The organism is Flavobacterium sp. 11, assembly GCF_002754315.1.
GTDB lineage: Bacteria > Bacteroidota > Bacteroidia > Flavobacteriales > Flavobacteriaceae > Flavobacterium > Flavobacterium algoritolerans.
Window position 1 is genome coordinate 2,517,485 of sequence record NZ_PEFE01000001.1, and the last position, 12,039, is coordinate 2,529,523.

General features: G+C 37.2%; 13 protein-coding genes. 10 read left to right on the forward strand and 3 right to left on the reverse strand.

Annotation, left to right across the window (positions count from 1 at the left end):
- Nucleotides 1–51: 51 nt before the first annotated feature.
- Entirely contained in the window at nt 52–717 is a 666-nt protein-coding gene (locus CLV00_RS10885; protein ID WP_199074796.1) for a hypothetical protein, read from the reverse strand.
- A gap of 479 nt (nt 718–1,196) precedes the next feature.
- On the opposite strand from CLV00_RS10885, the gene CLV00_RS10895 reads away from it, so the two are divergent.
- Complete coding sequence (locus tag CLV00_RS10895; protein ID WP_158234599.1) at nt 1,197–2,024, forward strand: transposase; 828 nt, start codon at nt 1,197–1,199, stop codon at nt 2,022–2,024.
- A gap of 28 nt (nt 2,025–2,052) precedes the next feature.
- Nucleotides 2,053–2,619: a transposase gene (locus CLV00_RS16330; protein ID WP_233206891.1), complete on the forward strand. Its 567-nt coding sequence runs from the start codon at nt 2,053–2,055 to the stop codon at nt 2,617–2,619.
- Nucleotides 2,620–2,905: 286 nt separating this feature from the next.
- Here the strand turns inward: CLV00_RS16330 and CLV00_RS10900 are convergent, their stop codons facing one another.
- Both CLV00_RS10900 and CLV00_RS16575 read right to left on the reverse strand, forming a co-directional pair.
- Nucleotides 2,906–4,312 carry a DUF5982 domain-containing protein gene (locus CLV00_RS10900; RefSeq protein ID WP_099715225.1) on the reverse strand — a complete coding sequence of 469 codons (1,407 nt, stop codon included), beginning with the start codon at nt 4,310–4,312 and terminating at the stop codon, nt 2,906–2,908.
- Nucleotides 4,313–4,417: 105 nt separating this feature from the next.
- A complete protein-coding gene (locus CLV00_RS16575) occupies nt 4,418–4,966 on the reverse strand; it encodes an AraC family transcriptional regulator (RefSeq protein WP_233206892.1) in 549 nt (182 codons plus the stop codon).
- Nucleotides 4,967–5,836: 870 nt separating this feature from the next.
- Between CLV00_RS16575 and traJ the strand changes: the two genes are divergently transcribed.
- From traJ to CLV00_RS10945, 8 genes are all read left to right on the forward strand, one after another.
- A complete protein-coding gene (gene traJ / locus CLV00_RS10910; protein WP_099715226.1) occupies nt 5,837–6,829 on the forward strand; it encodes a conjugative transposon protein TraJ in 993 nt (330 codons plus the stop codon).
- Nucleotides 6,830–6,853: 24 nt separating this feature from the next.
- The gene (gene traK, locus CLV00_RS10915; RefSeq protein ID WP_099715227.1) at nt 6,854–7,477 is read left to right on the forward strand and encodes a conjugative transposon protein TraK; all 624 of its coding nucleotides are present in this window, start codon (nt 6,854–6,856) and stop codon (nt 7,475–7,477) included.
- Between the two features lie 11 nt (nt 7,478–7,488).
- The gene (locus CLV00_RS10920; protein WP_099715228.1) at nt 7,489–7,776 is read left to right on the forward strand and encodes a nitrogen regulatory IIA protein; all 288 of its coding nucleotides are present in this window, start codon (nt 7,489–7,491) and stop codon (nt 7,774–7,776) included.
- Entirely contained in the window at nt 7,763–9,091 is a 1,329-nt protein-coding gene (gene traM / locus CLV00_RS10925; RefSeq protein ID WP_099715229.1) for a conjugative transposon protein TraM, read from the forward strand. Before CLV00_RS10920 ends, traM begins: the two co-directional genes overlap by 14 nt.
- A gap of 25 nt (nt 9,092–9,116) precedes the next feature.
- Nucleotides 9,117–10,010, forward strand: a complete 894-nt coding sequence (gene traN / locus CLV00_RS10930) for a conjugative transposon protein TraN (protein ID WP_099715230.1) — start codon at nt 9,117–9,119, stop codon at nt 10,008–10,010.
- Nucleotides 10,011–10,037: 27 nt separating this feature from the next.
- Entirely contained in the window at nt 10,038–10,598 is a 561-nt protein-coding gene (locus tag CLV00_RS10935) for a conjugal transfer protein TraO (RefSeq protein ID WP_099715231.1), read from the forward strand.
- An 18-nt stretch (nt 10,599–10,616) separates the two neighbouring features.
- Nucleotides 10,617–11,057, forward strand: a complete 441-nt coding sequence (locus tag CLV00_RS10940; RefSeq protein ID WP_099715232.1) for a DUF3872 domain-containing protein — start codon at nt 10,617–10,619, stop codon at nt 11,055–11,057.
- Nucleotides 11,058–11,274: 217 nt separating this feature from the next.
- The gene (locus tag CLV00_RS10945; protein ID WP_099715233.1) at nt 11,275–11,829 is read left to right on the forward strand and encodes a sigma factor-like helix-turn-helix DNA-binding protein; all 555 of its coding nucleotides are present in this window, start codon (nt 11,275–11,277) and stop codon (nt 11,827–11,829) included.
- Nucleotides 11,830–12,039: the final 210 nt, after the last annotated feature.

A 12,039-nucleotide genomic window follows, 5' to 3' on the forward strand; every position in this document is an offset into this window, starting at 1 on the left:
AAATTGGGAAAGTATTAAAAGGGTTGAGCTAAGCTCAGCCCTTTTAGTTAATTATTTAGTTTGTGGAGTAAAAGGAAGGGCTGATTTATGCACAATAATTCTAAGTTTTCCGTCTTTGCCTTTTTTGAAAACCCAAGTTTTGTCAACCATTACTTCTTTACCGTCTTTACCTGTTACCCATACATTACCCATAGTAATTGCTACAGAACCGTAAATTTGTATGCCTTCGTTTTTCTCTCCAGCATTGTCATATCTTGCTTTAACCCACGGTGTCAATGCAAAGCCTTTGTCGTTCGGATAGTCAGGGTCGCCACCTATAAAATAGGCTAATGCACCCTTTTTGTCGTTTCTAAAAGTTTGGTCGCCATAGGCTAATGTTGGTTTAAAAAATACTTTACCGTTGTCATAATTGTAAGCTGAAGACAGTACTTCATTTGCAAAGGCTTTGTAATCTCCACCCTCTTCTTTCAATTGTCCAATTTTTACCAAAGCATCGCACCAGGCTTGTTGTGCAGCATTTACTTCTTCGTAAGTAATAATCGTTTGTGCTCCTTCTTCAACATAAACCAACCCTAAGTCGTTAATTGTTTTCTGAACGCTTTCGTTTGTCTGAGCAATTACCTTGTTTGCTTCTTCTTTTACTTTGTCTGTTGCTTGGTTGCAGGATGTTGCTAAACCAGCTATTACGATTAAACCGTAAATCATTTTTTTGTTCATTGTCATTCTATTTATTTTTCTTTTGCCTACTTCTTAATGTGGTGTTCGGCTTGTCCACTTGCAAAGATAACTTTTATTGGTTGGGATGCTGTAGTTTTCGTGTGGTTACGCTTGCACCTAACGTCAGGCTGTGAAAAAACCTCTTCAAATCTAGAGAGTATTCGGAGGGCTACCAAAGAACAATCTCAAATATGGGATTCTCAAGAGGTTCTTTTTAGTTTTTTCATGGCCTGACGTTCCGGCGCTTGGCGAGGTTGCGAGCTTCGGAACTACTTATTTTCTTTCAAAGATAAAATTTCTTACGAAACTTAAACGTGAACGTACCACAAAATTCGCAATTGCGAGAAACGGCTGTGCTTGTTGCACACCACAACAAATATATCAAAAAAAACTTGCGAAAAAATAAATAAAATAGTATTTTTAACTATGCCACAGCCCAGTATTATGGAGAGGAAGGACAAGAAAGTATTGATCCTGTTGTGTTTTTCAAAATCTGTTTGGTAGGCTATTTAAACAATATCAATTCGGATAGAAAACTCATAGAATATTGCTCCAATTGTTTAGATGTTCGTTTGTTTATCCGGTATGACATTGATGAAGCCTTACCTTGGCACAGCACAATTAGTAGAACCCGTCAGTTGTATGGCGAAGAAGTATTTTTAACCTTATTCAAAGCCGTTTTAAGGATATGTGTTTCCAAAGGGATGATTCGAGGCAAACGTCAAGCCGTGGATAGCGTTTTTATCAAAGCCAATGCTTCTATGGATAGTTTAGTTGAGAAAGAAGTATTGGAAGATGCCAGTGCTTTTGTAAATGAATTGGAAGAGAATAGCGAGTTCAAAACAACCAGCACCAGAAAGAAACTAGTGGAACAACACCACGCTTGGAAACAAGAAGCCTATAAAGGAATGCCTAATGCCAATCAAAAAGGCGATAGAGTAGATGAATACGGGAATTTAATACGTCCAAAATATGTATCGAATCATACCCATTATTCACTCACAGATTCTGATGCCAGGGTAAGTGTAAAACCAGGAAAGGCAAGACAGTTAAACTATTTTGGACAAATCGCTGTTGACGATGCTCATCACTTAATAACAGGAGCTTGTTCTGATTTTGCAGACAAACGCGATAGTCAATGTTTAGAAAAAAAAGTTGAACTAACAGAGGGAAATTTACAAGAAAACGGCATTGAATTAGAAGAACTTTTAGCCGATGGAGGTTACAGTAGTGGAGAAGCTTTAAAGTATTTGAACCAAAAAAAACATCAATGCCTACATTCCAAACTTTGGGCAATACAAACCTGAGAGAGCAGGATTTATTTTCAACAAAGAATTGCATCAGTACGAATGTATAAAAGCAGGAGGAAACAAAGCTAATTTAGTATTTAAAGGCGAAAAAATCGATAGCAAAGGCTACACCAAACGTACCTATCGCAGTAGTGAGAGCGATTGCAAAAACTGTCCACTACGAGAACAATGCTGCGGAAAAAGCACCAAGTTTAAAAAGATAGACGACAGCATCCACAAAGAACACTACGACAGAATGCACTTAAAACTCACCCAAAATCCACACTATGCCAAGAAAATGGTACGCGTGAGAAGTAAAACAGTAGAACCTGTAATTGGAACATTGGTCAATTTTACCAATATGAAGCGAGTAAATACAAGAGGAATCAAGCAAGCTAACAAACACGTTTTGATGGCAGCATTAACCTATAATTTGAAGAAATATTTGAAGTTTATCACCAAAAAAACAAAAACAAAAGCTGGAGTTGTAAATGAAATACAAACAAAAGCACCCACTTCTGTAAAAACAGCTTTTTATGACTTGAAATACTTGTTTTTAAGTGGCTTATTTTTTAAAAACTACAACTTAAAACCAAAAACAAACCTCGCTTAAATGTGCTTAAACGAGGTTGTTTTTTATACTTATTTTGAAAGTTTAGTTTTTGAATGAGGTTGCGCAACAGCTACGGCTGTTGGCAGATGCCCTTTATTCTTTCTGTTTCCGTTCTGTTTTGCAATCCTTATATAATTAGGTTGCGGGTTTCAATCAATGTAAGTCGGATATATATAATTGCGATAGCAATAAATATAAATCAGGCTAGGTAGTTTTATATTTCTGTTTGTAACATACAATGTTTTTATATCTCCAAAATCTTTACAAATAATACCAAACTAATTTGTTAAAAAGCTTGACCTATGCCGATGTAGAAGAGTTTATCTTCTTTTGACATTCCGTAATCAAATGATAAAATTGTGGACTGATTCCAAGCAATTCTTGCACCTAAACCATACGAGTAACGAATGTTTTTAAAGTTTAGATTTTGCCATTCGTCTCTTACTGTTCCTGCATCAAAAAATGGTGCGACACCGAAAGCAAATCTTTGTTTTCCTAATTTTGTTTCTGCAATTCTATATCTTAATTCAATATTTGTGAACCACATAGAACGTGCTAAAAACCGATTTGCTCGATAACCTCGCAACGATTGCTTTCCACCAAGTGCATTGATGCTACCTTCTGGACTCCATTGGTCTTGAAATTCAAAAAATGGGGTATTCGAGCCAAAAATGTTACCAACTCCAAATCTTCCAGCGACAACAGTTCTTTTTCCAAAAGGTAACTTTTGATATCCTCTTGCTTGAATAAAAAGTTTATTGAAGTCAAATTGTGAGCCAATATATTTGCTAGAATATTCGTTTGCTATTTCAAAATAGTAACCTTTGGTTGGGTCGGGTTCAAAATCTCTTGTGTCATAAATTAATGCGGTTTGTAAAATTGAAATCCAACCACCATTTAAGCCAGATATTAAGCCTTGATTAAAATCTCTTCTTAAAAGTGATAGTCCATTTGGCGCTGTTGTTTCTTCTCCAGTTGTTGGATTAATAGCCTCGGCTGATTCTCCTTCAAAAGTTTTATAACTTAAATTTTGAATTTCATAACCGCCCATTACTCGCCATTTTCCGTTTCCTATTGCGTAATCTCCTTTTAGATTAAGCATATATTCTGTTTCTCTAAATCGGTTTGACAAGGCATCTGTTACAAAACTTGCTTCTCCAATTCCACCTGGTCTTAGCGTTTTTCTTGCTTTGTCAAATGCTTCATATGTTGAAAAAGTAATGTTTTCATTGGATGGCAATCGAAGATTGCCCAACGTTGATTCTGTTGAGCCAAAATATAAATTTGCTGGATTTTGTTGTGCTTTAAAATCAATTTTAAACCTCCAACGTGTTCCTTTATAATACGGCACATCTAACGATAGAATTAATTCTCTTGCGTTTGAAGTGTAATATGCTGCATTAGCTTTTAGTTTTGCCAAGTAAGGTGTGTAGGCGAAAAGTGGATTTGTTCGTTCGCCGTTCCAATAAACATTACTTCTAAGACCAAAACCAAAACCTGTTACAGGATCTGATGAAAAGTCAGGCAAACCCGTTATGAAAGTTCCTTCTCGTTTTTTTGCAAGGTCATCATCTGACATTCGTTTTGATTTTACAAATGAAAGTGTATCGTTTACTTGTGCGTTAATTGAGTACGTTGAAATAGTTAAAACAATGCAAAAGAGAATCTTTTTAATTAATTTAAGTTGCGACATAATTTTGGGTTCTTTTAATTATTTCGCAAATATCGTAAGTAATTGTGTTTTCCTAAAAATGAAATAAGTGCAAGATGATTGATTTGTACCAATTATTTTTTTTTACTAAAGATTTTTCTTGAATTGTGTTGGTGTTAAGCCTTTGAATTTCTTGAATGTAGCATTAAAAGAAGATTTGGAATTAAAACCTACATCTGTAGCGATTCCTAAAAGTGTAAGATTATTATTTTGGTCGTTTTTTAGGCGGTTTACAAATTCTTCCACTCTATATTCATTTATGAAATCTTGAAAATTGTTATTCATATGTTCGTTTAAAACTTCAGAAATGTATTGACGCGGAATATTTAATTTATCTGAAACATCTTGTATGGATAATTTTCCATCAAGGTATATTTTATCAATTTGCATTGCATTGATTAAAGCAGTTTTATATTTATTAATTGTTTCATCGTTTAGATTTGAGTTTTTGTATTTACCGATTTCTACTTTAGGTAAAATTTCTTTATTACCATTAAACAACTTAAAAGCTATAAAATAGAATAAAAACGCAACAACTAATAAAAGATATGAATTGAAGTTTTGGTCGGATAAAAACGGTAATTCTGATAATCCAACGATTTTAAGAATATCATTAATGAGTGAAAAAACGAACAAAATAATGATTGGAATAATGAAATATATAATCCAATTTTTTCTTTTACTTGAAATTATGGAAAATAAAATTAGTGATAAGTAGATGATAAAAGTTAATTCGCAAAATACTTCTAAAACTTCGATAACTATATTAGTTTGAATTAATTTTATTTCAATTACTTCAAGAATTAGATAAATGATATTTGGTATAAAAAAATAGTAATCTGATTTTATGAACTTTTCTTTTTTGCTTTTGAAATACCTAACAAACAAAAATAAAAATGTTATAAAAAGTGTGTTATCGAAAAGAAACCAATCGGTGTTATTAACAAATAAATTATTCTTGTCATCTCCAATAATATATAGAACGATAGAAAATAGACTGCCGAATAATAACCAAAAAGTTGTGTTCTTATAACTCTTACGATTGTTATATAAAATAAAAAGGACGAAAAGTCCTTGAAGTAATGCAATAATTTGAATTGTTTTAAGCATCATTAAAATTTACTGTTCGCAAGATACAAAATTTGAAAAGTATTTAATAGTGCGAAATATCTTTACATTATTTTAGATAATGTTATCTTTTTATGGAGGTTTCTATGCAATTCGTGTAGCTCGAGGGTTTCTGCCAACGTCAGTCTGTGAAAAAACCTCCGTTTTTTTTTGCATCAAATATAGTATTTTATATTGGATATAAGAGAGAAAAATTGTACATTTAAATATGCAACATATATCTGGATTATCGCGTCAACAATTACAAATTAGCAGTTTAGAAGATAAAATCGCTTTGGATAACCCCGTGCGTTTTATTGAAGCCTTTGTATAGTACATTTCACTTGAAGCTCTTGGTTTTACGGTGCAAACTATAAAATCCGAAGGGCGCGGTAAGTTATGGAATTTAATAATCTTCACGAGGTTCTGCGCTCCTTGTACGATGAGATGATGCCACTCTCCGCCGATATGGCGGCAGTGGCTAAAGGAGTGGCTGGTCTGGGAGCCTTATTCTATGTAGCTATTAAGGTATGGCAGGCACTAAGCCGGGCAGAGCCTATTGATATGTATCCTTTGCTCCGTCCTTTTGCATTGGGTCTTTGTATTATGTTCTTCCCGACCATGGTACTTGGAACCATCAATGCTGTGTTAAGCCCGGTGGTACAGGGGACACATGCCATTCTAGAAAATCAGGTGCTTGACCTGAACGACCTACAGACAAAAAAAGACCTGCTAGAGCGTGAGGCAATGCTACGCAACCCTGAAACCGCGTATCTGGCATCGAACGAAGAGTTTGATAAAAAACTGGAAGAACTGGGTTGGTCGCCATCCGATCTGGTCACGATGTCGGGCATGTATATGGAAAGAGGGATGTACAGCATTGAGCAGTCCGTAAAAAATTGGTTCAGGGAATTGCTGGAAATTCTATTTCAGGCAGCTGCTCTGGTAATTGACACCATACGTACTTTCTTTTTGATTGTGTTGTCCATTTTGGGTCCGATAGCTTTTGCTATATCGGTTTGGGATGGTTTTCAATCCACACTTTCGCAATGGCTTACCCGATACGTTAGTGTATATCTATGGCTACCCGTTGCGGACCTGTTCAGCTGCATGCTTGCTAAGATACAATCCCTGATTATAGAAAGGGATATCGAAATGCTTGCTGAACCGACTTTCATTCCCGATACGTCAAATACAGTGTATGTGATTTTTATGATCATTGGCATTGTGGGATATTTTACTATCCCAACCGTGACAGGCTGGATTATTCAGGCTGGTGGGGCAGGGAATTTTACTCGTAATGTAAATCAAACCGCAATGAAAGCCGGAAATATTGCTGGAGCTGGAGCTGGCTCGGCAGCAGGAAATATCGGCGGGCAATTACTTAAATAATGTAGAACGATTAATCAGTAAAAAATGGAATTTAAAACGCTAAGAAATATCGAAAACAGTTTTCGCCAAATCAGGTTGTACGCTCTTGTATTTGCCGTTCTCTGCATCAGTGTTGCAGGATATGCAGTATGGCAATCTTACCGCTTTGCAGAAGAACAACGCCAGAAGATCTATGTACTGGACAATGGCAAATCACTGATGCTGGCACTTGCACAGGATGCGTCCATCAACCGGCCGGTCGAAGCAAGGGAACACGTAAGACGTTTTCACGAACTGTTCTTTACGCTGGCTCCCGATAAGAATGCTATCGAAAGCAATATGAGCCGGGCATTCAACCTTGCCGATAAAAGTGCTTTTGATTATTACAAAGACCTTTCGGAAAAGGGATATTACAACCGTATAATATCGGGCAACGTACAGCAACGTATCGAAGTAGATAGTGTGGTCTGCAATTTCGACACCTATCCCTATTCGGTACGTACCTATGCCAGACAGTTCATCATCCGTTCCAGTAATGTTACTAAACGTAATTTGGTTACTTCCTGTTTTCTTGTGAACTCTGTCCGTTCGGACAATAACCCGCAGGGTTTCAATATCGAAAAGTTTGCTGTTGTGGAAAACAAAGACATCGAAGTCATTGAACGCTAAAAACGCTGGATATGAAAAAATTACAAACTGATATGGACAAGTGGTTTGAGAAACTGGATGAACGTTGGCGAACACTGCCTTTAAGAAAACAGCAAAAGTACACGCTGTACTTTTTTGCGGGGTATCTGTTGCTTAGCGCAGGGGTTATTTTCAAAGTATGGTATGATACCGGCAAGTCCAATAACGATATGGTCATCGAGCATATCGAAAATCCTATACTTAAAAGGAAAGGAAGTCCCACACTCTTAAAGGACACATTATCAACAATTTTAAAAAATAAGGTTTATGAAAGAAAATGAAAACAAAAAAACGGTTGTTCGGGTAACGGAAGGTAACCTAGCAGCAACCGCTGATGTACTGCAAGACAGTACACAGAACAAAGCCCAAAAGCTTAAAAAACCGCTCATCTTCGGTTTAATGGGTGTTGTGTTCCTCGGCTGTATGTATCTGATTTTTAAGCCGTCTTCCGAGAAAAAAGAAATCGAGAAAATCGGACTAAACGAGGTCGTACCTCAGGCTACCGGTGCAGGAATGCCTGCCGATAAGGGTAAGGCATACGAGGAGGAAATGCTGGAACGTAAGAACGAGGAAAAAAGGAACGCTCTCACATCTCTTTCTGATTATTGGAATGCAGATGAAAAAGGAGAAGTGGGAGAGGAGCTACCTGAAGAGGAAGAAAGCTACAGCAGTGCCAACGGATCTGGAAAACAAAGTAATCCCGCTTTGAACAGTTACCGCAATGTGCAAAGCACATTAGGTTCCTTCTATATGGACGATAATTCTGAAACACAGGAACTCCGCAAGCAATTGGAAGAATTAAAGGGAAAACTGGCGGAGAAAGACATTCCAGCCAAAGTAACGGTAGATGACCAATTGGCATTAATGGAGAAATCCTATCAGATGGCTGCAAAATATCTTCCTTCTGGCACAAATACGGGAGAACCTGCACTTGCCAATAGTAGTGTTCCGACGTCTTCGAACTCTACACAAAAAGAGCAGTTTGTGGCATTCAGTTCTACTAGAAAGAATAGTGTATCTGCCTTGTACCGTGTGCCTACCGATAGTGTCTTTTTAGCTGATTGGAGCCAAAACAAGAACAGTGGTTTTTATACTGCCAGTATTTTAGAGCAAGTGGTACAACCTAAGAACAGTATCAAAGCTTGTGTACAGGAAACGCAGACCATTATCGGTGAAAGCGGTGTACGCTTACGGTTACTGGAACCCGCCCAAACGCCTAATCATACCATTCCCAAAGGAACAATTTTAACGGCTAATGCCAAACTTGAGGGAGGGCGTTTACAGCTCAAAGTTACTTCCATAGAACTGGATGGAAACATCATACCCGTTGATATTACGATTTATGATCTTGACGGTCAGCAGGGTTTGTATGTGCCCTATTCGCAAGAAATGAATGCCCTTACTGAAATGGCTGGCAATATGAGCCAGCAATCCGGGACGAGCCTGATGCTTACCCAATCGGCAGGACAGCAGGTTGCCGCTGATTTGAGCCGTGGTGTAGTACAGGGCATTTCGGGCTATTTCTCCAAAAAAGTAAAGACACCGAAAGTTACCTTAAAGGCAGGGCATCAACTGTTCCTTGTTTCCAAAAAATAATGTTAAACATAAATAGAATTAAACAATGAAAAATTACTTAAAAACCTTTTGGGCATTTGCCATGATCATTGGCTTTGCCGTATCCTCTTTTGCACAGGACAGCGCAATAACTCCTCTTGCTTTGGGTAAGATAGAACCGTACATTATGGAAGTTACTTATGACAAGACTTCGCATCTGATTTTTCCGACCGCTATCCGCTACGTGGATCTGGGCAGTGAATACTTGATTGCGGGAAAAGCAGAAGATGCCGAAAATGTACTACGTGTAAAAGCATCGGTAAAAGAATTTGAACCGGAAACCAATTTTTCGGTAATTACCAATGACGGCCATTTTTACAGTTTCAATGTGCATTACAGCTCATTCCCGGAGGTGTTGAGTTATGACCTTCTAACAATGCAAAAGACTGTGGACAAGGCTAATGGAAGTGATGTGCTTTTTGAAGAGTTGGGTAACAACTCACCATCTCTAGCGGGCTTGTTACTGGAAACAATTTACAAAAACGACAATCGAATTGTAAAGCATATCGGGGCGAAAAGTTTCGGCATACAGTTTCTCCTGAAAGGAATTTACATCCATAATGGTAAATACTATTTCCATACGGAACTCGCAAACCGTAGCAATGTTCCTTTTCAGATTGATTTTATAAATTTCAAAGTGATGGATAAAAAGATTGCTAAGCGAACCGTGGTGCAGGAAAGAGCAATGATGCCATTACGCACTTACAAGCCGCTGGATGAGATTGGTGGGAAAATGACCGAACAAAATGTGTTCCTGTTGAATCAGTTTACCATTGCCGATGACAAAGTGTTATTAATTGAGATTTTCGAGAAGAATGGGGGCAGAAATCAAACACTTCAGATAGAAAATTCAGAATTGATCAAGGCTCGCTTGATTAACAATATGCATCTAAAATTTTAGTAATCCATTAAACGTAATAACAGAAAAATGAAAAAGTATATTTATACGATTATGTTTGCCTTTATGGGTATTACTATCGCACAGGCACAACGAATGTTGCCTAAACAGAAAGGATTGGAAGTAAACGCAGGAGCTATATCTAATAATGATCCTAGCAGGAACTACTACTTTAATATCGGTATGACCGTAAACGGTAACAACGGCAATTATAAGCTTTGGGCTTTGGAATATACCCATCAATATTATGGATACAAAGATCTCCGTATACCGAACGAAACCTATACAGCCGAAAGCGGTTACAGTTTCTTCCTGCTGGGTGATACCCGTAAGAACATTACCCTGAATGCAGCAATAACTGGTGTACTGGGTTATGAAAGCATTAACCGTGGCGAAGCTTTGTTGTATGACGGGGCAAAAATACTGACTGAGGACAATTTCATTTACGGGGCAGGCGGACGGCTGTGTTTTGAAACATACTTGTCCGACCGTTTTGTGTTGATTCTTCAGGGTCGCACAAAAGTTTTGTGGGGTACGGATCTGGAACAGTTCCGACCTTCAGCCGGTCTGGGATTGAGGATTAACTTTTAACTTTTAAAATATAAAACAATGATAGCATTTTTCAATAAATTCAAAATTGGCTTACTGCCAATGTATTTATTATTGGCAATCCTGATAAATTCTGTTACATCCTGTGGCAAAGACGAATTGGAAATACAAGATGATTTCCCTTTTGAGGTAAAGGTGATGCCAGTATCCAAAGAAATTGCTAATGGCAATTCCGTTGAGATTAGGCTTACGATACAGCCAACCGGCAATTACAGTAACACACAATACTTTATTCGTTACTTCCAATTTGACGGACAAGGAACTTTGCAGTATTACGATGAACCGCCGTATCTGCCCAACGATTTGTATCCGTTGCGGGCTAAGCAATTCCGGTTGTACTATACTTCGGGCTCCACCGTCTCCCAATCCTTTGATGTATGGATTTCGGATAATTTCGGGAACGAAAGGCAGTTGAGCTTTGAGTTTAACAGTAGCGATTAACTGCCAGGTATTCCTTTACGTATACATTATAAACATTTGCATTTAATCACAACCCGAAGTTGAGCTTCGGGTTGTTTCATTTAATGTTTTCCAGACGGATCTATAATACAAACATTGGATAACTCCATAAACCTTGCTATCTTTAAATAAAATATAGAAAAAAGACTTCACTAAAGAGGATATTATTTCAGTGATAAAGTAATTTAACTGCATTCCTATGAAAGATGTAATAGCACGTACCAATAGATTTTATATCGAAATGTCCCGAAAAGTACTCTCTGAAAAGGAATATGATGTATTGCAGAAGCTCCTAATAGAAAAAATGACACTACAGGAAGTGGCGTCCATTTATGGGGTCACCGGTGAGAACGTCCGCCAAATTTTCGAAAGAACATATAAAAAAGTAAAAAGCGTAACGGAGTTACTTGCTGAAATTGATGACTATAAGCAAAAATTACAACAGTTAAAATACGACTTTAAATGCGAGACCCAGCAAATCAAAAAAAGGAAAAATAAAGCTGAAATTGAAATTGACCAGCATAAGTTACTAATTGCAAGCCATTTCCCTTTCAGTAAAAGAATGTACAGCATGTTCGAGGTTTTGGATATTGATACCATAGGGCAATTAGCTGAAATACCTCTGAAAAGTTTTGGGTGTTTCAGGCGATTTAAAGGACAGTGCAAAAAAGAACTAATTGCATTTATAGAATTTGAAAACATTGAACATCTTTTTGAAGGCTTTTCTGTTTGGAAAACACAGCCAATAGAGTAATTAGCAATGGTAGAAAATCCAATTTTAATATTGCGGTCTTCTTTTGCTTCTTTGCTTTGACCGCTGCTGTGGAAAGAAAAGAAGTCCAATAAAACAACGAAAGGGATAATGAATATCCCTTAGAAATTAGATTGCAACCTGTTTGGTAAAATATGAGAGAGAAATTTATGGATTGACATATATTTTAGCAAAGTGGTTGCACCGATTAGG

Bases quoted from the DNA above. Each gene is read 5' to 3' on its own strand.
- CLV00_RS10935 (WP_099715231.1), top strand. From the start codon at position 10,038: ATGAAAAAGTATATTTATACGATTATGTTTGCCTTTATGGGTATTACT.
- traJ (WP_099715226.1), top strand. From the start codon at position 5,837: ATGGAATTTAATAATCTTCACGAGGTTCTGCGCTCCTTGTACGATGAG.
- CLV00_RS10940 (WP_099715232.1), top strand. From the start codon at position 10,617: ATGATAGCATTTTTCAATAAATTCAAAATTGGCTTACTGCCAATGTAT.
- CLV00_RS10900 (WP_099715225.1), bottom strand. From the start codon at position 4,312: ATGTCGCAACTTAAATTAATTAAAAAGATTCTCTTTTGCATTGTTTTA.
- CLV00_RS10945 (WP_099715233.1), top strand. From the start codon at position 11,275: ATGAAAGATGTAATAGCACGTACCAATAGATTTTATATCGAAATGTCC.
- traN (WP_099715230.1), top strand. From the start codon at position 9,117: ATGAAAAATTACTTAAAAACCTTTTGGGCATTTGCCATGATCATTGGC.
- CLV00_RS10885 (WP_199074796.1), bottom strand. From the start codon at position 717: ATGAACAAAAAAATGATTTACGGTTTAATCGTAATAGCTGGTTTAGCA.
- traM (WP_099715229.1), top strand. From the start codon at position 7,763: ATGAAAGAAAATGAAAACAAAAAAACGGTTGTTCGGGTAACGGAAGGT.
- traK (WP_099715227.1), top strand. From the start codon at position 6,854: ATGGAATTTAAAACGCTAAGAAATATCGAAAACAGTTTTCGCCAAATC.
- CLV00_RS10920 (WP_099715228.1), top strand. From the start codon at position 7,489: ATGAAAAAATTACAAACTGATATGGACAAGTGGTTTGAGAAACTGGAT.